Raw genomic sequence first — 23,054 nt, forward strand, 5'->3', positions numbered from 1 at the left:
CCCCGCCGCGACGCCCGGTGGTCGTGCGTCAGTTGCGCACGACCACCGAGTCGCCGTGGATCGCGACCTTCTGGCCTTCGCGCAGATGGCCGGCGTCGACCATCTCGAAGCGCCGCGTCTGTCCGTTGTCCATCCGGATAGCGACTTCGTAGACGGTCTTGCTGCGGATGCGCTCCTCGGCCTTGTGACCGGCGTAGCCGCCGGCGATGGCCCCCACGACCGTGGCGATCTTCTTGCCGCTGCCGCCGCCGATCTGATGGCCGATGACGCCGCCGGCGGCCGCGCCGCCTATGGCACCGGCACCGGTGCCCTCGCCCTTGCGCTCGATCGGCGTGATGCTGGCCACGGTGCCGCAGTTGTCGCATCGAGGGGCGGCGGGCCGCGCGCTTGCGGCAGCCGTCGGCTGGCTCTGGGTGCTCGGCGCGGACGCCTGCTCGGCTGCCTCCTCGGCCGCATCCACGGGCTGGGATTCCAGCGCCTCGCCCGTGCAGCCGACGAGCAGTGCGCCGAAGACGAGGCCGAGGCCGAGGCGAAGCGGGGCGATGCGTGATGCGGTGATGGTCATGGCGCAGACCTCCGAGTGTTCCTGCAGGTATGATGCGCGCCCTGGCTGAACGCGGCATGAGCCGCCGGCCCGGGCGGCGGCTTGCATGCTGGCGGCTCAGCCTCTATCATCTCGCGCCTTTTCCGGGCTCCCCAAAGCCGCCCCGCCAGCGGCTGTCGACGGATATCAACGCATGAAGACCTTCTTTGCCAATGCCCAGAACGCCAAGCGCGACTGGGTGGTCATCGACGCCGAGGGCCAGACGCTTGGCCGCCTGGCCAGTGAAATCGCGCGCCGCCTGCGCGGCAAGCACAAGCCGGAGTTCACGCCGCACGCGGATGTGGGCGACTACGTCGTCGTCATCAACGCCGAGAAAGTGCGCGTGACCGGCAAGAAGATGCAGGACAAGATCTACTGGCGCCACACCGGTTTTCCGGGCGGCATCAAGTCGACGAACCTGAACGATCTGCTCGCCAAGCACCCCGAGCGCGTGGTCGAGAAGGCCGTCAAGGGCATGCTGCCGCGCGGCCCGCTGGGCTATGCGCAGTACGGCAAGCTCAAGGTCTACGCCGGCGCCGAGCATCCGCACACCGCGCAGCAGCCCGCTGCCGTCACTCTCTAAAGAGCACGCATTCCCATGAGCGCTACGCAGAACTACGGTACGGGCCGCCGCAAGACCGCCGCCGCCCGCGTTTTCCTCCGTCCCGGATCGGGCAGCATCACGGTCAACGGCAAGTCGCTGGAGGATTACTTCGGCGGTCGTGAGACCTCGCGCATGATCGTGCGCCAGCCGCTGGAGACGGTGGAGTCGCTGGACCGTTTCGATTTCTACATCACCGTCGCCGGTGGCGGTCCCAGCGGCCAGGCCGGTGCCATTCGCCACGGCATCGCCCGTGCGCTGGCCGACTACGACCCCGAGCTGAAGTCGCCGCTGCGTCAGGCCGGTTTCATCACGCGCGACCCGCGTGCCGTGGAGCGTAAGAAGGTCGGTAAGCGCAAGGCGCGTCGCAGCGTCCAGTTCAGCAAGCGCTGATTTCCGGGGTCTCGGCGCCGCACTTTGCAGCGGCGCCGGGCTCTGGTAGCTTTTGCGTCCCTGCTGGGGGATCGTCTAACGGTAGGACAGCGGTTTCTGATACCGCCAGTCTAGGTTCGAATCCTAGTCCCCCAGCCATTTCCGACAGGCCCGCCGTGTGCGGGCCTTGTCATTTGCGGGGGCTGTCTCCCGCATCGCCTGAGGTCGTTGCCGTCTACGATGTGGTTCAAGAATCTCCAGATCTTCGTCAGCGGTAATCGCTGGCAGCTTGCCCCCGCCGATTTCGAGGAAGCCCTCGCCGCCAGCACCTTGCAGCCGGTGAGCGGGTTGCAATGGCGCTCCGAGGGCTGGGTGTCGCCGCGGGGTGACGCGCAGCTCGTCTTCTCGCAGGACCGCCAGATGCTCTTCGCCTACGCGGAGGAGAAGAAGGTGCTGCCGGCCACGGTCATTCGTGACGAGACCGCCGCGCGCGCGCAGAGCTTCGAGCAGGTCAAGGGCTTCGCGCCCTCCAAGCGGCACGTGCGCGAACTCAAGGAGCAGGTGACCAATGAACTGCTGCCGCGTGCCTTCGGCCAGCGGCGGGTGACGCGCGCATGGCTGGATCCGGATCGCGGGTTGTTGGTGGTTGATGCCGCCAGCGCGGCTGCGGCGGAGTCGCTGGTGGCGCTGCTTGGGCAGAGCGTGGAGGGCAATGGCTTCGCACCGCCGTCGTGCGAGCCTTCCCCCGGTGCGCAGCTGACGCAGTGGCTGGCGCGTGGCGAGGCGCCGTCTCCCTTCGTGCTGGAGGACGAGTGCGAGCTGGTCAGCCCGCAGGCGGAGCGTCCGGCCGTGCGCTACGCGCGCCACAGCCTGGATCTGCCCGAGATCCGCCAGCATCTTTCGGCCGGCAAGTTCGTCCAGCGCCTGCGTGTGAGCTGGCGCGACCAGATCCGCTTCACCATCGACGATCAGATGCAGATCAAGCGGTTGCAGATTGCCGAGAGCGAATCGGACAACGACGCCGAATCCGACCCGAACGCGGCCTTCGCCGCGGACTTCATGCTGATGTGCCACACGCTGGGCGGCATGGTCGACGACCTGCTGCAGACACTGAGCGGCAGCGAGGACGCTGCCTGACGCTGCCCGAAGGTGCCGCCAGTGGCTACTCCTGGCGTTCGCGCCAGTCGGCCGGCCGCTCGAAGATGCCCTGCCAAAGGCCGCGAGCATTCTCGGCGGCCTCGCGCTCGGCGGCGACGTAGGGGGACTCGGGGCCGGTCGCTACAGCGTAGCCCTGGCGCACCATCCATTCGTTGAGATTCGTGCCGTAGTGGCGGCAGTAGCCGAAGGCGCGGTTCTCGGCGCCCTCGATGGGGGCGATGTCGCAGACCACCCGGTCGCGCTGCAGGCGCTGCTCGAGCAGCGCCGCCATATCCTCGCCGCAGCGGTAAGGTAGGCCCGATGCGCGGCGGCAAAGCTGCTCCGGTTCCGGGGCATCGATGCCGGCGAGATAAACGAGCGTGTCGTCGACCCGCACCGTGTCCCCGTTCAACACCTGTACACGCCCACCGATAGTCTCGGTCGGCTCGGGTGGCGCTTCGCTGCGCTCCAGGAACCAGAAGGAGCGCTCGGGCGGTCCGGAGCTGCGCGCCGGTGTTGGGCGGTCTTCGCCGAAGAGAGCGCAGCCGCCGAGAAGGCCGGCGAGCAGCAGGGCAATGGCGGGGCGGGGGCTGTTTCGCGTCATCACGTACCGATGATAGCCCGCCACGGCATAGAACGCCGCATTCTTGCGCCGTCTATCGCTTGCGCCGCGCCGTTCGTCCCGCCCATCCCCGCAGGTGAACCATCCGTCGCCCTGAGGCCCCTATACGCCGATCGCGAGCGTAGTTTAGAGACTCTCCCTGTGGCCGGTAGCAGCGCTTCTCCCGATTCAAGCTTGCCGGCCAACTGGCCCCGATCCTCGATCGGGGCCTTTTTTATTCGCGCTTCGACGTGTGCGGGTGCTCGCCACGATAGCGTTATGCTTTCCGCATGAGCGTGCAAGCCGCCGAGGACAGCGGGCGATGAGTGGGCGGTCGCGCCGTCTGTTCTGGGCTGGCGCGCGCACGATGGGGCGCTCGCTGGGTGCGCGCGTGCGCGGCATGCGCGATCCGGAGGCGCGCGGGCGCTTCTGGGCTGCTACTGGCGCCGATTGGCTACAGATGCTCGGCGAGATGAAGGGCGCGGCCATGAAGCTCGGCCAGCTCGCTTCGCAGTACGAGGATCTGCTCCCCAAGGAATTGGCCGACGCGCTGCGTCAGTTGCAGCGCGATGCGCCGCCGCGTTCTCTGGCCGAGATGGAGCCGGTGATGGCGGCGGCCTGGACGCCCGATCAGCGCGTGCGCCTCGCTCACATCGCCGAACCGGCCGCGGCCGCGGCCTCCATCGGTCAGGTGCATCGCGCCTGGCTTGATGACGGCACACCTGTGGCGCTGAAGCTGCGCTACCCGGAAGTGCGCGCAGCCATCGACGAGGATGTGGCGGCTTTGGGTCGGCTGTTCCGCATGGCCCGCGTCATGCCGGTGGACGGCGCGGCCCTGGATGCGGTGCTGGACGAAGTGCGCGCCCGCTTCGTCGAGGAAACCGACTATCGCTGCGAACTGGCCAGCCTGCAGCGCATGCGCGCCGGCCGCAAGCACGCCTTCGTCCGGATGCCGGAACCGGTCGAGGCGCTGTGTACCGAGGCGACGCTGGTGACGAGCTGGGAGGAATCCACCAGCCTTCAGCAGGCGCGGCAATGGCCGCAGGCCGAGCGTGATCGCCTCGGCGACAATATGGCGCGCTGGGTGGTCGCCCAGATCTTCGACGACGGCTTCCTGCACGCCGACCCGCACCCTGGGAACTTCGGCTTCCATCAGGACGGCGCCATCAGCGTCTACGACTTCGGCTGCGCTGTAGCTGTGCGGCCGGAGACGCGCAGCCACATGCTGGCGGCCTTGGCCGGTGCCCTCGACGACGATTGGCCGCGCGTACACGAGGCGCTGGCGGCCCTTGGCGCTGTCGAGCCAGAGACGGCGCCCAGTGCCGCGGAGATTGCCATGTACCGCGATGTGCGTGATGTCGTTGCGGGACCGCTCACCGCAGCGCCGCGTTTCGACTTCAGCGACGGTCACATCATCGAGGATGCCCGGCGCGTGGCGCGCAAGCATTTCCGCACCGCCTTCACGCACCGGCCGGTGCCCGAGCTGGTCTTCGTCATGCGCACGCTATCGGGCATGTACTGGATGCAGCGTCATCTCGGCGCACGCGTGCGCATGCGCGCCGTGCTGCACGCGGTGGCGCGCAAGGCGCGCTGAGTTCAGCCCGTGGCGAGTCGCCGCAGGAAGAAGTCCCTCTGCGTACTGCTGGCCTGGTCGAAGCCCTCGCCGACGTAGACGTCGAAGTGCCCCATGTCCAGCTCGAGTAGCTCGGCATCGGGCGCGAGTTTGGCGGCCTGGCGCACAGGCTCGGGCGGCGTGATGACGTCCTGCTTGCAGCCGATGAAAAGCGCCGGGCAGCGCAGGCGGCGGACCGAGCGTACCGGCCGATAGTTGGCGAAGCCCAGCATGACCCGCGCGCAGAAGCGGTTGACCCATTCCGGCGGCGTGATCGCGGTGTAGCCGGGCAGGGCGTCCGGTGTGCTCATGGCCGCCACTTCGCCAGGTGCGCCGACAATGGGCAAGGTCACCGGTCCGGCGCCTACCATGGCAGCCGCCCGATCACGCAGCGCCGCGACACTGACACGCGCCACCAGCCCCATGCCGGCATTGCGAATCAGCGAGCGCAGCGTGGCCATGCCGTCGAGCATCGGCGCCTGTGAGCTGATGGCAGCGATCTCGGGATCGGTCGCCGCCACGGCGACGACGTGGGCACCGGAGAAGGAGGTGCCCCAGAGGCCGATGCGCGCACCGTCCACTCCTTCCAGCTCGCGCGCGTGGGCGATGGCGGCGTGCCAGTCCGCCTGCTGGCCGCTGATGGAGATCAGCTGGCGCGGCTCACCCTCGCTGGCGCCGAAGTGGCGGTAATCGAAGAGCAGCACGTGCAACCCAGCCTCGGCGAAGCATTCGGCGAAGGGCTCCAGCCCGGCGTCGCGTGTGCCGCCAAAGCCGTGCGCCATGACAATGCAGGGGCTGCCCGCAGCGCTGGCCAGGGCTGGCTGCGAGGGGCGGTAGTGCCAGGCTGCACAGCTGGCAGTGCAGCTGCCGAATACCGTGTTGCTTCTCTCGAATCTCTTGCCGTTGTCGGCCATCCGGGTCTCCCGCCAGATGCTCGCTATGGAAGTTCAAGCTAGCACAGCGCGGCCGCCATCAGCGGCGGGCTATCGGCCGGCGCAGACGGCGCAGACGGCGCAGCAAGGCGGCCAGTGCCAGCAGCGGTGCCCAGAAGCTGCCGCCGCCTGAACCGACGTCGGGCTCCGGCTCCGATCCCGGATCGGGCCAGAGGCCCGGTGGTGCGCCGAAGGGATCGCGGCCGCCGAGGCTCAGATCGCCAGTGCCATCGAGTTGGTCCTGCGGGTCCAGGTAGTCGCGCATCCGGGTCTGCGGCGTACCGTCGCCTTCCCAGGCCACATCGAGACGGCCATAGAAATCCTCGCCGTTCGGCCGAGAACAGCTCGCGTTGCCACCGAAGAGCACGCCCACCAGCTTCTGCTCTGCATTCCACAAGCCGCCACCACTGGAACCGGCCTCTGTGGTTCCCTGATCCCAAGTGATGTTCCAGGTGTCAACGGTCTGCCCGTCGATGGTTTCGACATCCTTGGTCGCGGGGTTGTTGAAGAGACTGATCTTCTTCAGGTCCGCTTGGGGGTGGTGGATCGTGACGCCGTTATCGACCGCGGCATCGGCGTTGGCGTCCCAGCCGGTGTAGAAGACCCCGAAGGCCTCGTCCGGTACCTCATCCAGTCGCAGCAGTGTGTGATCGGAGGCTTCGTGCGTGGCGACGAACTCGGCGCCGTTCTGGCTCTGATCGAAAGCCGCGTTGCTGCCGTTGCAGCGATCGGCCTGGAAGTTCCAGTAGGCGACCAGCGAGCCGGCATTATTGGCGCGAAAGTCGCAGTGATGGCCGGTGACAACGAGCGGATCGCCGTCCTGCGCGCTGTTGTTGACGAGGTTGCCAGTGCAGAAGCCTGTGCCATCCACGACGAGGCCGGCGACCGAGCGCGCCTGGTCGCGCCAAGGATCACCCTGCGCGCAAGCGACGTTGATGTTGCAGCTGCCGGAGGCCCCCGGGCTCAACTGCTTGCGCAGATCGCGGAAGCCGTGGTGCGCCCCTCCGATACGCAACTGCAGCGCCTCGCGCTGCGTGGCTGGTAGCAACAGGTCGACCACTATCGTCTCGTCGAAGACCATGGCGGTCCACAGCCTTCCCTCGTCATCGACGTCGCCGATGTCGTAAGGCCCCTGCGTCATGCCCGTTTCCGCGCTGCGCAGCCAGAGTTGCGCATCAGGGGCACCAGAGAACTCGTCGAGGCGAAGGCTGAGGCTGCGCGCGTCCGGCGAGCTGATGCGGGTGCGCCAGCGTAGCGTGCTGTCGTCCAACGTTTCCCAGACACCGTCATCGACGCCAAGGTTGATCGGCGTGGCGACGGCGAAGCGCAGCGGTCCGTGCTCGTGGCCCTGCTGGGCGCGCGCGACCGCGACCTGCTCGGGGGTGGCCGTATGCAGAGGCAGGGCATCCACATCCGCGGTGGCCTGCAATGGCAGAAGGGCTACCATCAGCAGTGCCGTGCCGAGGCCTCGACCTCCAGCATTCATGATGCCGCTGCGCATAATCGTCTCCCGCGTTGTTTGCGGCAGTCTACCGCCGGTGTGTCGGCTGCGGGGAGACCTTGCCTGTGTCGCGCATGGCGCTCAGAGCCCACATCGCTGGCGTGCCACGTTCAGGGCTTCTTCGAAGCCGGTAGTGGGGATGGCGATGGTGGTTATGGGGCTGTCGTCCTGCGTGATGATGAAGGTGCTGTAGCGCTGCATGTGACGCAGCACCTGGTCGCGACCGCTCACCACATCGAGAGTGCCGTGCTCCGGGTCGGCCTGCAGGCCGGCGTCGGCGTATTCGCGACGTGTGTCCTTGCCGAAGGTGAAGAGCGCGTCGAAGCGCTGTGCGTCCTTCATGTTCGCGAAGCCGGGGTTGAGCAGCAGCAGCGATTCCTCTGGCCCCTCCAGGTGCTGCGTGCAGCTGTAGATGACGCTGATGCCGCGCACGGGTTGGCGGGTCTCGACGACCTCGATGGCAGGTTCGCTGCCCTCGGCCGGCACGGTGTAGTGCAGCCACTCGCCGAAGCGGTGTGCGCCATCGCCCTGAGCGCTGGCCAGAAGCGGAACGGCGAGTAGCAAGAAGAGGCTGGTGATGCGCATGGGAACCCTCGCAGAGCGGTCCACCAAGCCTAGCGCCTCGTGGCACTAGAGTCGAAGCGCCACCCCCGCGTAGAAGTGTCGACCCGGCGCCGGCTCGAAGAAGCCGCGCTGATCGAGAGGCCGGCCTTCGTTGGCGTTGACGCGCAGATTGGCGATGTAGTCGCGGTCGAGCAGATTGTTGACGCCAGCAAAGAGCTCGACGGTGACGGTCTCCGTTAGGCGGTGCTCGATGCCCGCGCGGGCGTTGACGAGGGTGTAGCCGGCGACGTGCAGGGCGTTGGCGTTCTCGGCATAGCGGCTGCCGGTGAACTGTGCGTCGATGGCGGCGAAGCCCTTGCCGGGCACGCGCCAGGCGGCCTCGACGAAGGCGTTCTGGCGTGGAATGCCGGGTAGATCGTTGCCGGAGAAATCGTTGCCTTCGGTGTCTTCGAAGCGGTCGAAGCGCAAGCGTGCGTAGGTATAGCTGGCGGTCAGGTCCAACTGCTCCATAGGTCGCCAGATGGCCATCGCCTCTACGCCATCGCGGTCGGTCTGCCCGGCGTTGCGGAAAAAGCTGCGGCCCTCGCGCTGGAAGGGCGTGATCTCGTCATCTACGCGCACCGAGAACAGCGTGAGGTCGTAGTGCAAAGTGCCGCCGAAGCCGTTGCGCAGGCCGATCTCGCGGTTGAGGCTTTCCTGCGGCTGGATGGCAGGATTGAAGCCGGCCTCGCCGTCGGGGCGGGCGAATTCGGTGAAGCTCGGGGATTCGAAGGCGGTGGCGACGCTGGCGTAGGCGCGGTGGTCACCGGTCAGCCGCCAGACCAGGCCGCCGCTGTAGCTGGCTTCGGTGAACTCGCGCCGGCCGCTGTCGTCGCCGTCGTCCAGCAGGCGGTCGTCGATGGTAAGGCGCAGACGGTCCCAGCGTACGCCCAGGCTGGCGGTGAGCTGCGGCAGCAGAGCGATATCGAGCTGGCCGAAGCCGGCGACGACGGTGGCCTGTTCTTGCTGTCGCTCCGACAGCGCGGTGCGCTGGCCGTCGGCGTCTATGCCCTGGCGGCGGCGGTCGTCGCGCTGGCGCTGCGCCTCGATGCCCACCGTGTAGCGGCTCTGCAGGCCGGCAATGGCGAGGTCGTCGCGGTACTCGCTCGACCCGCCGAAGAAGTCGCGCTGGTAGGCGACGACGTTGTTATCCACGCCCGGAAAGCCGAAGGGCAGGATCTGCTCGAAATCGCGGCGTGTGAAGAAGCCGCGCGTGACCAGCTCGCCGCCGCCGGTGCCGAGGCGATGCGTTAGCCCGAGACGCCGTTGTGCCACATCCTGGCCGGCATCCAGGTTCTTCGCGGTGTCCGTGGCCTGGCGGCGATCGGCGGCGACTTGGTTCAGGTTAAGACCGCCCGGGTCTTCGGCCTGCGGTAGCTCGAGTACGGTCACGACCGCCTCCAGGCGTTGGTTCTCGGCCGGTTCCCAGCCGAGCTTGGCGTTGAACAGCGTCTTGCGCACCCGGCTCTGCTCGCGCCAACCGTCAAAGTCGAGATGGCTGACACCGGCGTGGTAGTCGAGCGAACCCTGGCTTCCGCCGCTGCGCGCGGCGATCTTTCGGAAGCCGTCGCCGCCGGCCTGGGCGCGGATGCTGGTGCCGGAATGGCTGCGGCCGTCGGCGGTCTCCACCGACACCACGCCGCCGCCGGCGTTGCCGTAAAGCACCGAGGACGGCCCGCGCAGTACTTCAGCGCGCGTGGCCGTATCGAGATCCACCGAATCGATCTGCGACTGGCCGTCGGGCAGTGTTTCCGGAAAGCCGTCGACGCGGATGCGGATGCCGCGCACGCCGAAGGGGGCGCGCGCGCCGAAGCCGCGCAGCGACAGTCGCTGGCCCTGCGCGAAGTTGTAGCGGTTCTGCAGGAAGAGCCCCGGCACGCGTGCCAGCGCCTCATCCAGCTGCAGGCCCTGCCGGCCCTCGCGCAGGGTCGTTTCGTCCACGACCGTCACGCCGGCCGGCGTGTCCGGCAGGGCGCGCTCGATGCGTGTGCCGGTAACAACGATTGGGTCGAAGCCAGGCTGCTCGCCGCCCCATGCGGGTAGCGGGAGCGTTAGCGCCAGCGCGAGTCCGATAGACAGAGCACGATGCGATCGATGGTAAAGCGGCATTAAGAAGGCCCCTTCGAAGCGAAATAGGTTTTGGTGCGCTGGGCGGTCAAGCTGTGACGAATAGGTCTTGCAGGGTCTACAAGCCTGCGTCCTAAAGGTCGGTAATGGCAGCTTCGGCCTCGGCGTCGGAGACGCCCTTGGCCGAAAGGTGGTCTGCTCGCTGCCCAATGCTTTTGGCGCCCGCTCATGGCGTTTGAGACCGAATGCATCTCCACGCAATCGGAAATCGGTAGCGGGCTGCAGAGTATGCGGTACTGGTGGTTTCGCGCACGGTCTTCGCGACAGATCAGGGTCTCGGCGCTGGAGGCACCCCCGTTCAGCCTCAGCAGCCGCGGGGTGCTGGTCGTGGTCGCTGCGATGCTGTTATGCGTATCGATAGCGCCAGGATGGCAGCGTCCGGGTGCGTGGAAGCATCTGACCGAAGCCCTAACCGCCGTTGGCGATGCCTCCAGCTTGCAGCTGCGCTCAACCGTGATTGCGCCGCTCATGCCGCACCTAACGTGGTCCGTGCTCGCGGAGCAATGGCCCGTGTAGCGCCTTCTTTCCTTTCGCTCTTCATCGCCGTCTCCTCCTTTGACATCGCGTATGCCGCGCATCTATGTGCGCTGTGGGTGCTCGAAACAGCAAAAAAGGTGCCATCCGCGCGCCCTTGCAACGGTGGCTTTCTCCGCCAAGACCGTGACCGGGCCGTCCCAGTGCAGTGACACTGTGTCGCAGCATTGCCGCATCCATCGTCCTCGTTCCTGCGGCCAGATCCGGCGTGTGTTTCGCATGCCACCGAGCTTCGGAGCGCGCGTTTCGCCTTGGCCTGTTTTTTGCTCACGCCCACTGCGCAAAACCCTGCCCACGCGAGGAGAGAAGTCCGATGAACAGCTACGTCACCGACACGCTAAGCAGCGGAGAGCGGCAACTTAAGCCGGAAGCGCTCACAGCGGATCAGAGTGAAGCCCATGAAGTCCTGGCGCAGTCGGAGAACGTGGTCACAGCGATGATCGATCTGGGGGAGATGGTCTCAGAGCAGATCATGGCACTGACCACGCAGCAGATGGAGATCAACCAGGAGTTCTCGGAACACTGTGCCCGGCATCTCCAAACCCTTTGTCACTACGCTGATTCGCCGGAGCGCTTGGATGAGCAGCGCGCGCTCGTCGATGACCTGCGCACGCGCGTCGACCGGCACGCGGAAGCCCTCTATCGAATCTGGTCCGGCGGGCACGGGGCACTGGCAGGAATCTTCGAGCGGACTGAATCCGCTGAGTAGTTGAAGCTGCCGCGACAGTTTAAGGAGCGCTCAGCGTCCCTTTACCGGGCAGCCGGTCCGTATTCGATGCCGTGCTGGCGCATCTTCCGATAGAGCGTGTTTCGGCTGACGCCGAGCGCGCGTGCCGCACGGCTCATATTGAAGCGATGCTTCTCTATGGTTTCTCTCAATGCGCTGCATTCGGCTTGTTCCAGAGGGTTGCCAGCCTCCTTCTCCTGCGTCTCCAACTCTGCGTGTGTATCTGCAGTGGAGAGGGATGCCGAGATCGCTGCGCCGGATCGCGAAGCCGCTTTCTGCCGGCCATTGTCGGCGATGCTGAGGTCGGCGGGGGTGATACAGGCGTCTTCGCACATGGCGACGGCGGTGCGCAGAACGTTGCGCAGTTCGCGGATGTTGCCCGGCCACTCGTGCTGCAAGAGGATATCCATGGCCGCATCGCTCATCGTGATCGGATCGTCAAAATCGGCGGCTTCAACGTCGAACACTTGACGAATGATTGCCTCCAGGTCGCTGCGCTCTCGAAGCGGCGGCAACGTGAGGGTGATGCCGTTGAGGCGGTAATAGAGATCCTCGCGGAATTGCCCCTCCGCGACCATGTCGTTCAGATTGCGCAGCGAGGCGCTCATCAGGCGAATATCGATTGGAATCGGGCGTTCGCTGCCCAGCGGGGTCACGGTCCGCTCCTCAAGTACGCGTAGCAGGCGCGTTTGCAGATCCAGCGGCATGTCCCCGATCTCGTCGAGAAATAATGTGCCACCGTCGGCTTGCAGGATACGCCCTCGGGCCCCTTCCTTGCGGGCACCGGTGAAGGCGCCGCCCTTGTACCCGAATAGCTCAGCCTCGATCAGCGACTCGGGTATCGCAGCGCAATTGACGGCCACGAAAGGTTTGTCCGCGCGGTCGCCGGCGTTGTGCACCGCGCGAGCGAAGACATCCTTGCCCGAACCGGTCGGCCCTTGCAGAAGGATCGACACCTGGGATGTGGCCAGACGCCGCGCGCAGCGTGCGTTGCGCTGCATGACGGGATCGCTGCCGGCGACAGTATCGATGTCGATCTCGGCGCTGACGCCCTGCTGCGCGACCGGCAAGGCCTTTCGACCGCTGCCGGCGTCGCGTAGACGCCCGCCGCGCTGTGTTTCTCCCGGTGCGGGCTGGCAGGTCAGGAAGAAGCGGCGTCCATGCTGGTGGTCGCGCACCGGCATCAACGCAGTCTGGCTGCGGCGGTAGACCGGGTCCGAGATATGCGCGGGCAGGTCCAGGATTTCTGAAATATTGCGCCCCTGCAGCGTCCAGTCGCCGGCTTCGCCCAGCAGGTGCATCGCAGCTTGGTCCGCGCCGGCGATGCGCCCGTCCTCGTCGAGTGCCAGAGCTGCGTCGTGCAGAAGATTCACGAATTCCGCACGACTGTGGAAGCGCAGGATGCAGTGATCCCGGTAGCGGCGCAGGAAGAGACATTTCTCGATCAGACGCGCCGACATGCTCACCATCGCCTTGGTGTGCATCTGGCTGGCACGCGAGCAGTTGGCGTTGACGCAGGATGCGTCGAGCACGGCCGTCAATGCGCCATCGGCGTTGAGAATCGGTGCTCCGGTGCACGACAGATTGATATGCCGCGCCCGGAAGTGGTCGTTGCGGTGGACGGTGACCGCCCTGCGTTCGGCGATGCAGGTACCGATACCGTTGGTACCTTCTGCGGATTCGCTCCAGTTGGCGCCATGGATCAGTCCCGCGCTCCGAAAGCTCTTGGAGAGGGTGGGGTCGACCTTGTCGTAGAGGATGACGCCCTGCTCGTCAGTGAGTAGCAGCGCGTAGCCCGAGCCGGCGATCTGTTCGTAGAGCGAGTCCATTTCGAGTCGGGCGATGCTGATCAGCGTTTCGTGCTGATCTTCGAGCTCATTGATGCGCGTTACGTCTTCCACGCGAGGCGCCTGACGACGCGATGGATCGAGGCCGTGCGCATTGATGCAACGCGACCAGGACGCCGAGATCGCGTTCTCGATGCCGTCGTCCGAGCGCTTGCCATCAACCGCGTCGATGACGCGCTCAGCGTGCTGAAAGGTGGTGTCGTTCATCGGGTGTCTCCTGCCTCGTAGGGCCGCGTCTAGTCCTTAATGGAGCGCGTTCTGATTGCCAGACTGCTGCGGCCACGGCGACCCCGTCAAGTTGCTGGGGCTACGGCGCTCCAACTGCCTAGCCTTTCGTCTGGATGCGAGTGTCATCTTCGAGGGAGCGCCCGAGGAGCCTGTGTGCCGCGCCCAGTATGTCACCGGATTCGCACAGGCTGTGCAACCGGAGGAGGTGCCTGGAATGCGCGCCGGACACGGCATGCGCGCCTATAAGCCTAAGAAAACAAACCAATTGCTGCGCTTTTGACCCTCATTGTCAGGGGTTGGCATCGGCGTTGCTGCTGGCTCGCCGTCGCATGCGCAGGAGGCTCCGGCAAAGGTGGAGTTCTTGCGGTGCGCATAGCCGACGCCGTCCCCGGACGGCGGATAACGACACCTAATCGAGGGGATGACGCAATGATTACGCAACGAATAGCCGCATTAGCCGCTGGTATTGGCGCCATGTGCGGTACCGCTTCCGTCCAGGCCGTCGAGCTTAGTGCGGGGGATTGGACTTTCTCGGCCAACGGCAACGTCAACGTTCACTACATCTACGCCGCTTGCGAGGATGCACCGGCGGATATCCTGACTATCGGTGGGGCCTGCACCCAGGATGCCGACGGCAACGATGTCAGCTCGACCGTGAGCAACGGTCTGTTACCAGCCGCCCTCGTTCTGGGGGCCGGCACGACACAGAAGGGCTACGACCTGAGCGTCACCTTCGGGCTGTATCCCGGTATCAGCAGCAATGATGGGGGCAGCCCGAATCTGCAGCAGGACGCGGGAGCGCTTGGCACCAATGTCGCGCTGGCGACCACGGGTCTCGATGTGCGTCAGGTCTTCATGACGGTCGCGCGCGAGGGCATGGGCAGCTTCAAGCTGGGGCGCGACTTCGGCCTGTTCGGCTTCGACGCGATCATCAACGACATGACGATCCCGGGCGTTGGCGTGGCTGGCGCGATGGCGACCGGCGCGCCGGCCAATACCTCGCTGGGCAGTATCGGATTCGGTTACATCTACACCGACACGTTGGCGCAGATGAACTACACCACGCCCTCCTTCGGCGGCGCCAATCTCACAGTGGGCATCTACGATCCGCTCAATCCGGTGCTTGCCGGCGGAGCGAGCAACAAGAGCGCACCGGGTGTCCACGGCAAGCTCGCGTGGGCCGGTGATCTTGGTGGGCTGGGATTCTACTTGTCGAGCGCCTTTATCACGCAGCAACAGCGCGCGGTCGGTGGCCCCGGCAACGACTTCACCAGCACCGGCTTCGACGTCTACGCGCGGGCCGAGCTGGGTGGTCTCAAGGCTTCCGCGTACTACTACAGTGGCCAGGGCATGGGGACCACCGGCCTCTTCGTGCTATCGGATGACGGTGCCGGTAACGAGCGCGATTCCGACGGCTATCTGTTGCAGCTGACCTATCCGCTCGGAGATACCACGCTGGGCGCGAACTACGGCGTCAGCAGCCTCGACAAGGCGAATGACGGCGATGCCCCGAACCTGCTCGACGAGAACAGCAAGCTGACCTTCGGTGCCTATCACGCGCTGACACCCAATCTCACCCTGCTGTTCGAGGTCAGCGATGTGGAGACCAAGGCACACAACGGGGCCTCCAACAATGGAAGCAGTGCAAACGCTGGCGCCTTCCTTTCGTTCTGACCGCAAGGCCTGTCTCGCGTGGACGCAGTGTGTGTCTCCACCACGGCGAAAACCCGTGGTCTTCGGGCCGGGGCGGTGGTGGCCCCGGCCTCCTTTTGCGCGCACCGAGCGTGGGGCGTACGCATGTTCGTGCCTCCGTTCGCGCCACCCCCGGAGCTACGCAGGGTGTCTCGCCAGCGTGACAGTGAGGCTACGCAGAAGCCTCGCGGAAACCAAATAACTTCATGAAAAACAATGGGATATGTATGGCATGAGTTTTGCGGAAGAGTCTTCGACGGTTGCAGCCTTAACGTCCAACATCAATAGAGGAGATCATGCAATGAATAGTGAAATCCGGCGCCTTGGGCGCCGACTGATACCGGCCGCGCTGGCTCTGGCGCTGGGCGCTCCGGGCGCCGCGCAGGCGGTCAAAGACGTGACGTGGGAGGACATCGCCAACGACGATCGCACGACCTCCGATGTGCTGTCGTACGGCCTCGGCACGCACGCCCAGAGATTCAGCCCGCTCGAAAAGGTCAACACCAAGAACGTGTCGGAGCTTGTACCGGCTTGGTCCTTTTCCTTCGGCGACGAGAAGCAGCGTGGTCAGGAGTCGCAGGCGATTGTTCATGGCGGGGTGATTTACATCACCGGCTCGTACTCGCGCATGTATGCGCTAGACGCCAAGACCGGCAAGCGGCTCTGGGCCTACAAGCATCGGCTGCCCGACGATATCCGGCCCTGTTGCGACGTCGTCAATCGTGGCGCCGCGATCTACAAGGACAAGGTCTATTTCGGCACGCTCGACGCTTCGATCGTTGCATTGAATCGGGAAAACGGTCGTGTGGTCTGGTCCAAGAAGTTCGGCGACCACAAGGTTGGCTACACCATGACCGGTGCCCCGACCCTCATCAAGGATCAGAAGACGGGGCGGGTGATGCTGATCCATGGCTCTTCGGGTGACGAGTTCGGCGTGGTCGGAAAGTTGTATGCGCGGGATCCGGAGACCGGCGAAGAGATATGGATGCGCCCCATGGTGCAGGGGCACATGGGGCGCCTGAATGGCAAGGAAAGCACCCCAACGGGCGGCTTGCCCTCCGCACCTTCCTGGCCGGATGATGCCAGCACGGAAAGCGGCAAAACCGAGGCTTGGAGCCATGGCGGCGGAGCACCCTGGCAGTCGGCCAGCTTCGATGCCGAAACCAATACCATCATTGTTGGAACCGGCAATCCGGCGCCCTGGAACACTTGGGCACGCACACCCGAGGGCGAGGACCCCACCGACTGGCCGAGCCTCTATACCTCCGGCCAAGCCTATGTCGACGCCAGCACCGGCGAACTGAAGGGCTTCTACGCGCATACCCCCAACGACGCGTGGGATTTCTCCGGCAACAACGAGATCATTCTTTTCGACTACGAGAAGAACGGCAAGACGATCCGAGCCGGAGCGCACGCCGACCGCAACGGGCACTTCTACGTGACGGATCTCGATCGTCTGGCGGCCGAGAGCGAGACGGTGTGGAAGCAGGCCGAGGGCTTCATCGGCGCCTATCCCTTCGTTGATGGCGTGACCTGGACCGATGGCTATAACGCAGAGACTGGCATGCCCAACTGGGTTGATGGCCAGCGTCCGCGGCCACCCAAGAAGGGCAAGGAACGCGGCGAGTCGGTCGAGGTGTCGCCCCCCTTCCTGGGTGGCAAGAACTGGAACCCGATGTCCTACAGCCCCGAGACCGGTCTCTTCTACATCCCGGCGAATCACTGGAAAATGGACTACTGGGCCCAGAACGTCACCTACAACCCGGGTGCGGCCTATCTAGGCATGGGCTTCCGTATCCGCAAGTTGTTCGACGACCACGTTGGTGTGCTTCGCGCCCTTGATCCGGCCAGCGGCGAGATCGTCTGGGAACACAAGGAGGATATGCCCCTCTGGGCAGGTACGCTGACCACGGCTGGGAATCTCGTCTTTACGGGCACCAGCGACGGCTTCGTGAAGGCCTTCGACGCCCGCACTGGTGATGAGCTCTGGCGTTTCCAGACCGGGTCCGGCGTGGTCTCCATCCCGGTTACCTGGGAGATGGATGGCGAGCAATACATCGGCATCGCTTCCGGATACGGCGGCGCCGTGCCGCTATGGGGCGGCGACCTGGCCGAGATGACGCGCAAGGTCTCCCAGGGTGGCTCGTTCTGGGTCTTCAAGATCGACCGCTAGGCATCGGCTGAATCGGCCAACGCCCGGTGGCGCGGAAGCGCCGCCGGGCGTCGTTTCCACCTCGACACAGGAACCGCTTCATGACAAGGAAACGGAACACTTTCACAAGTATTCGATGCACGGCACTTCTGATCAGCGTCGCACTGCTGCCGGGGACGCTCTGGGCCCTGGACGAAGATGCCGCGGTCGGGCGCACAGTGGGCCCGGAGGAGTCGCTCAAAGCGATGACGACAGCCATCGGCGATTGTGCGATCGAGCCTGGCACAAGCTGCACAGGTGCTGATCTGCGCCACGCGGATTTGGTCGACCATGATCTCAGCGGTGCCAAGCTGCGCAATGCCAATCTGGCGCGCGCTGATCTGCGTCACGCCAACTTGCGCGGGGCGGATCTGCGCGGTGCGAATTTGGAGGGCGCTGATCTAAGCACTGCCTTCCTGCAGGGCGCCAGGCTCGACAAGGCGGTGTTGCGCGGTGCCAATCTCTCCTTCGCCCGCATGAGCGGCGGTAGTCTGGTCGAAGCCGACCTGCGCGCCGCCAATCTCGAGATGGCATGGCTAACCAAGGTGAACCTGCGTGGCGCGACACTGGTCAATGCCAATCTGCAGGAAGCGAAGCTGAGCGCCTCTGACCTGAGCGAGGCGAATCTGGAGGGCGCTTTCATCCGCTTCGCAATCTTCCAAGACACCTACATGGCCGACTGTCGCGGCTGTCCCCACGATTGGTAGATGCAGTCGGATCGGGTGCGCTTCCCCAAGTCGAGATGCCACGGCATGCGCTGCCCGCTAGCGGTACTGTGCCTAGTGCTTGGTCTCGGCGGGGTTGTGGGTCCCGCTGTTGGGGCGGTACACGATGCTGAGCTTGCCGCGAGCGCACATTACTGCGCGAGCTGTCATGGCCCCTACCATCCGAATCCTGCCATGCGGATTTGCGGGACTTCTGCGCGGGTGATCGCCCGCGCGCTGCGCCGGTACGCTGGTGACGAACGCTACGCGATGGGGCGCCTCCTGGGCGCGCTATCGGCGCGCCGGCTCGACGTGCTGGTGCGCGATGCTGCTGTCCTGTTCCGCGACAACGGGCCGTTGTGCGGGGCGTCCGAAGAATGAGCCGGCGCCGCTTTCTCCGCGGGCTGGCGGGCATCGCCTTAAGCGGCCTCGTCCCCTGCATTGTCCGCGCCTCACGCGGAGCGCACGTCGTCATCATCGGGGGTGGATTCGCGGGGGGTGCATGCGCAACCTGGCTGAAGCGTCTCGATCCGCAGCTCCGGGTCACGCTGATCGAGCGCAACCGCTCGTTTCCTACGGGCTTCTTCTGCAATACCGCCGTGGCCGGATTGCGACCCTTCACCTCCATTCGCAGCGGTCCTGCGGGCCTAGCCGCGCGCGGTGTATCGGTCCGCATAGCCTCTGTGGTGGACATTGACCCGGTGGCAAGGCGCATCCGATTGGCGGATGGCACAGTGCTTTCCGCCGACGCGCTGGTGGTCGCCCCGGGCATCGATATGCGGCTTGAGGCCATTCCCGGTTTTGGCCCGGAGGAAGCGGCTCGGAACCCGCCAGCGTGGCCCGGCTCTGAATCAGCGCTTGCCATGGTACGAGCCCGCCTTCGTGCGCTTCCCGAGGGCGGCACGATTGCGGTCGTGGCACCGCCCGCGCCCTATCGGTGTCCGCCGGGTCCCTATGAGCGGGTCAGTTTGTTCGCCCACCATCTGAGACGGTGCAACCCGCGCGCAAAGATCCTCATTCTCGACGCCAAGGATGCATTCTCCAAGCAGGCTCTGTTCCAGGAGGCGTGGGGTCAGCTCTATGCCGGGATGATCGAGTGGCACGGCCGGCAGGACGGTGCAACGGCACGCGAGATCGATCAGGGGGCCGGTACCGTACTGACGGCGAGCGGTGAGCGGGTGCATGCCGACTGGGTGCACGTCATTCCTGCCCAGCGTGCCGGGCGCCTGGCGCAGCACGCCGGGCTGTGCGCTCCCTCAGGCTGGATCGACGTGCATGCATCGGATCTCTCGATTGATGGTCTTGAGCACGTCTATGCGCTCGGTGATGCCGTGCAGCTTCAGCCCATGCCGAAGTCAGCCTTCGCTGCATACAACCAGGCCGTGCAGTGCGCACGCGCCATCGTGGCGTCCTTCGCAGGCGCGGCGCATGCGCCGTCGGCGATGGCGAACACCTGCTACAGCCTCGTCGGACGGCACTACGCCTTCAGTGTCAGTAGTCGGTACGAGGTATCGGCACAGGAAGGGCTCGCCGTCGCCAATGCCGCGACGCAGCTGTCGCCGCTGGCGGCCGGTCAGGACGTGCGGCAGCGGGAGGCGCGCGAGGCCGAGCAGCTGTATCGCCATCTTCGTCGCGAATGTTTCAACGCCGAGTAGCGACCGCAACAGGGTGTCATCCCTACGGGACACCTGCTTGTCCATGGATGCTTAGGTACCACATGGACGCACAGTAAAGTTCAGGAAAAACATGGGGTTGGAATGTCCGCTGTAAAGCACTGCGGTCGTTGTGGATGGCATGGAGCTTGCTGTCTGCGGGGCGGGATCGCGAAGCGCCGTAGGCCGCGGGCATCCGGTGCTGCGCGTTCGCTTGCTATCGCGGGCGCCCCTCGGGGCGCACAAATCTATAACGAGCCGGTGCTACTACCAAGAGGAGACTGGCCGCTTCAACGGGACCACACCATGAAATATTCCCTGATTGCTTCCACCATATGCGCATCGCTATTGGTAGCCGGGGCGGCGCACGCCCACGGCAATGTCACACCTCAGCCCGTCGACGTCGAGGGGCTGCCCGATGTGGAGGGTTGGAGCGACTCCAATCCTTACCGCCAACTCGAAGGAAAAAAGCGGCAGAAAGTCATCGAGAAGGGCGACTACGCCTTTCATCAGACCTGTGCGGGTTGCCACGGTCTCGAAGCTAAAGCCGGTGGTATCGCCCCCGACCTGCGCATGCTGACGCCGAAGGCTGATGACGCCTACTTCGTTGGCCGTGTGCAGAGCGGTGGGCGTGGCATGCCCGCCTTCGGCGAAGTCCTGGAGCCCGAGGCGGTGTGGGCGATCCGAACCTGGCTCGAGACCAAGCATGACGAGGCGATGGAAGAGCGGTATGGCAGTCCCTGACCGCCTACCCGGCTTCGTTGCCGCACTCGTCTTCGCGTGCATTCTCTGCGAAGCCGATGCAGCGGCGTCCGATCCGCTCGATTCACCGGGGTGGCGCATCGTCGCCGAGCAGGTTCTGGCGGGAGCGCCTTATCGCTTCGACGACCGCGTCAGCGTGCATGTACCGGCGGTCGCCGAGGATGCCACCCGGGTGCCTTTGCACGTCCAGGTCACGGACATGCCTGGTATCCAGCGCATTGTCGTGGCAGCCGATCTCAACCCGATCACTCGGGCTGTCACCTTGCTTCCGGAGCATCCTCTCGACCGGGTGAGCTTCGGTACGCAGATCAAAGTCCAGCAGGCCACACCCATTCGCGCGGCCGTGCTCGATGTCGACGGCCTTTGGCATGTCGGAGGCGCTTGGGTGAGCGCGGCCGGTGGCGGATGCAGTGCCCCGAGCCTTGCCAGTGTCGATCCAAGCTGGTCGGAGCGGCTCGGGGAAGCGGGCGGTCGGATCTTCCGCGGCTCGAAGGGGGCGCCCGATCGACTGAAGTTCAGTGTCGTTCACCCCATGGACGCGGGCTTCGTGTCCGGTGTGCCTCGCCTCTACATTCAAGAGACCAGCATCCACGCAATACCTGATGGTAAGCGCGTGATGCGCATGTTGACAACAGCAGCTGTCTCGGAGAATCCGGTATTCGCGTTCGACTTCACCGGTATCGAAGGGGTTGCCATCCAGGGGCGAGACAACAACGGCAATCGCTTCGCTCTGCGCGTGGCGGCAACGGAGACCGTGCCGTGAGGCACGCGTACCGGCGGGGAGTGGCTTCGACGCTGGCGCTGCTGCTCATGACCTTTGCGGAGGTGACGGCGGCGGCAGATTATGAGCTGCTTGCTGAGGAGGTGGCGGAAGGGGTCTGGGTTGTTCCGGGCACGACCGAAGGCTTTAGTCGCGACAACGGCGGGCACATGCTGAACACCGGATTCGTTGTGACCGATGAAGGCGCGGTCATCGTGGATCCGGGTCCGACGCTGCGCTACGGCGAGCAACTACGTGCGCTTGCCGAATCGAAGGCGGGTGGCGCCATCGCGCGTGTCTACCTCACGCATCACCATCCCGATCACGCGCTTGGTGCGCTCGCATTCGGCGATGTGCCGGTGCACGCGCTACCGGCCACGATCGCCGTGCTGGAGCGCGATGGACATAAGCTGTTGGACAACTTCTATCGCCTGCTGGGGGACTGGATGCGGGGCACCCGCGTGCATCTGCCGACGCAATCCGCCGAGCCCGGGCAGGTCGACATCGGGGGGCGCCGCCTGCAGGTGCTGGCGCTTTCCGGGCACAGCGGTGCCGGCGCCGATCTAGCCATCCTCGACGTTGACAGCCGCGTACTCTTCGCCGGTGACATCGTGTTCAACGCGCGTGCGCCAGCCACGGCGGACGCCGACATCGGCCGGTGGCTGACGTCGCTCGAAGCCGTCGCGGCGTTGGCGCCGGAGCAAATCGTGCCCGGCCACGGCCCGCTCGCCGCCGGCCTTGACGCACTGAAGGCCACTCGCGACTGGCTTGACTGGCTCGACAACACCATGCGTGACGGAGCCTCGCGCGGTCGCAGCATGGGCGAGATGCTCAACGCGCCGATTCCGAAGCGCTTCGCCTCCTGGGGGCAGGCTCGACGCGAGCTGCAGCGCTCGGTGAACCATCTCTATTCGTCGTATAGCACCGCCGCGCTTGACTGGAACTAAGGTTCGGAACAGCCGCGTTTGTATCGGAGGCGTGCCGGACGCGTATCACGGCGTCCCGGTGTTGTTTGAAGGGTCTGCATCGAGTCGCGCGTCCCAACGACCGGTCGCCGATATCGACACGATGTAGCTTCCGGACTCGGAAATGCGCGTTCGCAGCGTGCCCGGTCCGGCGAGATGGAGGTTTCGCAGCAGCTCTCCGTCCGGTGCGTTGAGCGAGCCGACAAGGACCGCGTCATCGTGGCGAATGCGCAGTGACGCCGGCCCATCAACCGCGATGGGGAAGGTCTCGGAACCGTTAGCGCCCGACCAGGAGGCCGTGGGCGCATCGAGCGCGATGGCGTCATAGCAAGACAGGCGGGCCTCGTCGGTCGTGACGGCGCGGCATGCGCTCAGCGCTTCGCTGAGCTCCGCGACCGCGACGCTGGACGAGAGCGTGGCGATGACTGCCGGTAGCAGCCGGGTGGTCGCATGCTTCCAACCGCTGCCCGTTCGATGGTCGCAAGCGCGCCGGCCTCGCGTATTGTCCGGCTCAGGCATAGCGTTCGGGTGACTGTTCGACAAGCGCGGCGTACTCCGCATCGGTGAACAGCCGGGAGCGCACGTGGAAGCGCTGTCCACTGCCATTGTCGAGCGAGAACATGCCGCCCTGTCCGGATACGACATCGATAGTCAGCTGTGTGTGCTTCCAGTACGAGAATTGTGGCGCGCTGATGTAGAAGGGGGCGGCGTGAATCTCTCCGAGCAGGATGTCCTGATCACCGACCAGGAAGTCGTCCTTGGGATAGCACATCGGCGAAGAGCCATCGCAGCAGCCGCCGGATTGATGAAAGAGCACGGGGCCGTGCTTGGCGCGCAGCTCATCTATGAAGGCGGCCGCAGCGTCCGTGACAGTGACCCGCTTGGGCGGGAGTTCCTTGAACATGATGCCCTCCGGCTGATTC

The 23,054-nt window shown here is 65.5% G+C and carries 22 protein-coding genes and 1 tRNA gene; 14 read left to right on the forward strand and 9 right to left on the reverse strand.

The window, feature by feature from the left end; genetic code table 11:
• Positions 1 to 28: 28 nt before the first annotated feature.
• Entirely contained in the window at positions 29 to 565 is a 537-nt protein-coding gene (locus U743_RS01665; RefSeq protein ID WP_052367408.1) for an outer membrane lipoprotein, read from the reverse strand.
• Between the two features lie 172 nt (positions 566 to 737).
• On the opposite strand from U743_RS01665, the gene rplM reads away from it, so the two are divergent.
• From rplM to U743_RS01685, 4 genes are all read left to right on the forward strand, one after another.
• Entirely contained in the window at positions 738 to 1,166 is a 429-nt protein-coding gene (gene rplM, locus U743_RS01670; RefSeq protein WP_043765019.1) for a 50S ribosomal protein L13, read from the forward strand.
• Between the two features lie 15 nt (positions 1,167 to 1,181).
• Positions 1,182 to 1,577 (forward strand): 30S ribosomal protein S9, encoded by a 396-nt coding sequence (gene rpsI / locus U743_RS01675; protein ID WP_043765024.1) that lies wholly within the window; start codon positions 1,182 to 1,184, stop codon positions 1,575 to 1,577.
• Between the two features lie 64 nt (positions 1,578 to 1,641).
• Positions 1,642 to 1,715: transfer RNA gene (locus tag U743_RS01680), tRNA-Gln, on the forward strand.
• An 81-nt stretch (positions 1,716 to 1,796) separates the two neighbouring features.
• Positions 1,797 to 2,693 carry a recombination-associated protein RdgC gene (locus U743_RS01685; RefSeq protein WP_043765025.1) on the forward strand — a complete coding sequence of 299 codons (897 nt, stop codon included), beginning with the start codon at positions 1,797 to 1,799 and terminating at the stop codon, positions 2,691 to 2,693.
• A 25-nt stretch (positions 2,694 to 2,718) separates the two neighbouring features.
• On the opposite strand, the gene U743_RS17860 is transcribed toward U743_RS01685, so the two are convergent.
• A complete protein-coding gene (locus tag U743_RS17860) occupies positions 2,719 to 3,297 on the reverse strand; it encodes a thermonuclease family protein (RefSeq protein WP_156966296.1) in 579 nt (192 codons plus the stop codon).
• 319 nt (positions 3,298 to 3,616) lie between these two features.
• Here U743_RS17860 and U743_RS01695 point away from each other — a divergent pair, with 319 nt between their 5' ends.
• A complete protein-coding gene (locus U743_RS01695; RefSeq protein ID WP_043765028.1) occupies positions 3,617 to 4,888 on the forward strand; it encodes an ABC1 kinase family protein in 1,272 nt (423 codons plus the stop codon).
• 2 nt (positions 4,889 to 4,890) lie between these two features.
• Here the strand turns inward: U743_RS01695 and U743_RS01700 are convergent, their stop codons facing one another.
• The 4 genes from U743_RS01700 to U743_RS01715 form a co-directional block, all read right to left on the reverse strand.
• A complete protein-coding gene (locus tag U743_RS01700) occupies positions 4,891 to 5,820 on the reverse strand; it encodes an alpha/beta hydrolase (RefSeq protein WP_043765030.1) in 930 nt (309 codons plus the stop codon).
• Between the two features lie 58 nt (positions 5,821 to 5,878).
• Positions 5,879 to 7,339, reverse strand: coding sequence for a trypsin-like serine peptidase (locus tag U743_RS01705; RefSeq protein ID WP_043765032.1), 1,461 nt, complete (start codon positions 7,337 to 7,339; stop codon positions 5,879 to 5,881).
• Between the two features lie 81 nt (positions 7,340 to 7,420).
• A complete protein-coding gene (locus U743_RS01710) occupies positions 7,421 to 7,924 on the reverse strand; it encodes a hypothetical protein (protein ID WP_043765034.1) in 504 nt (167 codons plus the stop codon).
• Positions 7,925 to 7,969: 45 nt separating this feature from the next.
• Positions 7,970 to 10,051: a TonB-dependent receptor family protein gene (locus U743_RS01715; protein WP_084191284.1), complete on the reverse strand. Its 2,082-nt coding sequence runs from the start codon at positions 10,049 to 10,051 to the stop codon at positions 7,970 to 7,972.
• Positions 10,052 to 10,916: 865 nt separating this feature from the next.
• Here U743_RS01715 and U743_RS01725 point away from each other — a divergent pair.
• Positions 10,917 to 11,312 (forward strand): hypothetical protein, encoded by a 396-nt coding sequence (locus U743_RS01725; RefSeq protein ID WP_043765040.1) that lies wholly within the window; start codon positions 10,917 to 10,919, stop codon positions 11,310 to 11,312.
• 41 nt (positions 11,313 to 11,353) lie between these two features.
• Here U743_RS01725 and U743_RS01730 read toward each other — a convergent pair whose 3' ends face one another.
• Entirely contained in the window at positions 11,354 to 13,384 is a 2,031-nt protein-coding gene (locus U743_RS01730; RefSeq protein WP_043765047.1) for a sigma-54-dependent Fis family transcriptional regulator, read from the reverse strand.
• Positions 13,385 to 13,834: 450 nt separating this feature from the next.
• On the opposite strand from U743_RS01730, the gene U743_RS01735 reads away from it, so the two are divergent.
• The 8 genes from U743_RS01735 (at position 13,835) to U743_RS01770 (ending at position 22,113) form a co-directional block, all read left to right on the forward strand.
• Entirely contained in the window at positions 13,835 to 15,079 is a 1,245-nt protein-coding gene (locus tag U743_RS01735) for a porin (RefSeq protein ID WP_043765051.1), read from the forward strand.
• Positions 15,080 to 15,398: 319 nt separating this feature from the next.
• Entirely contained in the window at positions 15,399 to 17,270 is a 1,872-nt protein-coding gene (locus U743_RS01740) for a methanol/ethanol family PQQ-dependent dehydrogenase (RefSeq protein WP_052367410.1), read from the forward strand.
• Positions 17,271 to 17,467: 197 nt separating this feature from the next.
• Positions 17,468 to 17,995 carry a pentapeptide repeat-containing protein gene (locus U743_RS01745; protein ID WP_198021879.1) on the forward strand — a complete coding sequence of 176 codons (528 nt, stop codon included), beginning with the start codon at positions 17,468 to 17,470 and terminating at the stop codon, positions 17,993 to 17,995.
• 219 nt (positions 17,996 to 18,214) lie between these two features.
• Positions 18,215 to 18,373 carry a hypothetical protein gene (locus tag U743_RS01750; RefSeq protein WP_156966298.1) on the forward strand — a complete coding sequence of 53 codons (159 nt, stop codon included), beginning with the start codon at positions 18,215 to 18,217 and terminating at the stop codon, positions 18,371 to 18,373.
• The gene (locus tag U743_RS01755) at positions 18,370 to 19,647 is read left to right on the forward strand and encodes an FAD-dependent oxidoreductase (RefSeq protein WP_052367411.1); all 1,278 of its coding nucleotides are present in this window, start codon (positions 18,370 to 18,372) and stop codon (positions 19,645 to 19,647) included. The genes U743_RS01750 and U743_RS01755 overlap by 4 nt, the downstream gene beginning before the upstream one ends.
• Before the next feature lie 303 nt (positions 19,648 to 19,950).
• Positions 19,951 to 20,388: a cytochrome c-550 PedF gene (pedF, locus tag U743_RS01760; RefSeq protein WP_043765061.1), complete on the forward strand. Its 438-nt coding sequence runs from the start codon at positions 19,951 to 19,953 to the stop codon at positions 20,386 to 20,388.
• The gene (locus U743_RS01765; protein ID WP_043765063.1) at positions 20,375 to 21,169 is read left to right on the forward strand and encodes a quinoprotein dehydrogenase-associated SoxYZ-like carrier; all 795 of its coding nucleotides are present in this window, start codon (positions 20,375 to 20,377) and stop codon (positions 21,167 to 21,169) included. Before pedF ends, U743_RS01765 begins: the two co-directional genes overlap by 14 nt.
• Complete coding sequence (locus U743_RS01770) at positions 21,166 to 22,113, forward strand: quinoprotein relay system zinc metallohydrolase 1 (protein ID WP_198021880.1); 948 nt, start codon at positions 21,166 to 21,168, stop codon at positions 22,111 to 22,113. The genes U743_RS01765 and U743_RS01770 overlap by 4 nt, the downstream gene beginning before the upstream one ends.
• A gap of 45 nt (positions 22,114 to 22,158) precedes the next feature.
• Here U743_RS01770 and U743_RS01775 read toward each other — a convergent pair whose 3' ends face one another.
• Positions 22,159 to 22,650 carry a hypothetical protein gene (locus U743_RS01775; protein ID WP_043765066.1) on the reverse strand — a complete coding sequence of 164 codons (492 nt, stop codon included), beginning with the start codon at positions 22,648 to 22,650 and terminating at the stop codon, positions 22,159 to 22,161.
• Complete coding sequence (locus U743_RS01780) at positions 22,643 to 23,035, reverse strand: DUF779 domain-containing protein (protein WP_043765069.1); 393 nt, start codon at positions 23,033 to 23,035, stop codon at positions 22,643 to 22,645. Before U743_RS01780 ends, U743_RS01775 begins: the two co-directional genes overlap by 8 nt.
• Between the last annotated feature and the right edge of the window lie 19 nt (positions 23,036 to 23,054).

The sequence above is a fragment of the Algiphilus aromaticivorans DG1253 genome (genome assembly GCF_000733765.1).
GTDB lineage: Bacteria > Pseudomonadota > Gammaproteobacteria > Nevskiales > Nevskiaceae > Algiphilus > Algiphilus aromaticivorans.

Excerpts from the sequence above, each read along its gene's own strand:
- U743_RS01710 (WP_043765034.1), bottom strand. The coding sequence starts at position 7,924 with ATGCGCATCACCAGCCTCTTCTTGCTACTCGCCGTTCCGCTTCTGGCC.
- U743_RS01775 (WP_043765066.1), bottom strand. The coding sequence starts at position 22,650 with ATGCCTGAGCCGGACAATACGCGAGGCCGGCGCGCTTGCGACCATCGA.
- U743_RS01730 (WP_043765047.1), bottom strand. The coding sequence starts at position 13,384 with ATGAACGACACCACCTTTCAGCACGCTGAGCGCGTCATCGACGCGGTT.
- U743_RS01695 (WP_043765028.1), top strand. The coding sequence starts at position 3,617 with ATGAGTGGGCGGTCGCGCCGTCTGTTCTGGGCTGGCGCGCGCACGATG.
- U743_RS17860 (WP_156966296.1), bottom strand. The coding sequence starts at position 3,297 with ATGACGCGAAACAGCCCCCGCCCCGCCATTGCCCTGCTGCTCGCCGGC.
- U743_RS01665 (WP_052367408.1), bottom strand. The coding sequence starts at position 565 with ATGACCATCACCGCATCACGCATCGCCCCGCTTCGCCTCGGCCTCGGC.
- U743_RS01740 (WP_052367410.1), top strand. The coding sequence starts at position 15,399 with ATGAATAGTGAAATCCGGCGCCTTGGGCGCCGACTGATACCGGCCGCG.
- U743_RS01735 (WP_043765051.1), top strand. The coding sequence starts at position 13,835 with ATGATTACGCAACGAATAGCCGCATTAGCCGCTGGTATTGGCGCCATG.
- U743_RS01685 (WP_043765025.1), top strand. The coding sequence starts at position 1,797 with ATGTGGTTCAAGAATCTCCAGATCTTCGTCAGCGGTAATCGCTGGCAG.
- U743_RS01725 (WP_043765040.1), top strand. The coding sequence starts at position 10,917 with ATGAACAGCTACGTCACCGACACGCTAAGCAGCGGAGAGCGGCAACTT.
- U743_RS01765 (WP_043765063.1), top strand. The coding sequence starts at position 20,375 with ATGGCAGTCCCTGACCGCCTACCCGGCTTCGTTGCCGCACTCGTCTTC.
- rpsI (WP_043765024.1), top strand. The coding sequence starts at position 1,182 with ATGAGCGCTACGCAGAACTACGGTACGGGCCGCCGCAAGACCGCCGCC.
- U743_RS01755 (WP_052367411.1), top strand. The coding sequence starts at position 18,370 with ATGAGCCGGCGCCGCTTTCTCCGCGGGCTGGCGGGCATCGCCTTAAGC.
- U743_RS01705 (WP_043765032.1), bottom strand. The coding sequence starts at position 7,339 with ATGCGCAGCGGCATCATGAATGCTGGAGGTCGAGGCCTCGGCACGGCA.
- pedF (WP_043765061.1), top strand. The coding sequence starts at position 19,951 with ATGAAATATTCCCTGATTGCTTCCACCATATGCGCATCGCTATTGGTA.
- rplM (WP_043765019.1), top strand. The coding sequence starts at position 738 with ATGAAGACCTTCTTTGCCAATGCCCAGAACGCCAAGCGCGACTGGGTG.
- U743_RS01700 (WP_043765030.1), bottom strand. The coding sequence starts at position 5,820 with ATGGCCGACAACGGCAAGAGATTCGAGAGAAGCAACACGGTATTCGGC.
- U743_RS01715 (WP_084191284.1), bottom strand. The coding sequence starts at position 10,051 with ATGCCGCTTTACCATCGATCGCATCGTGCTCTGTCTATCGGACTCGCG.
- U743_RS01780 (WP_043765069.1), bottom strand. The coding sequence starts at position 23,035 with ATGTTCAAGGAACTCCCGCCCAAGCGGGTCACTGTCACGGACGCTGCG.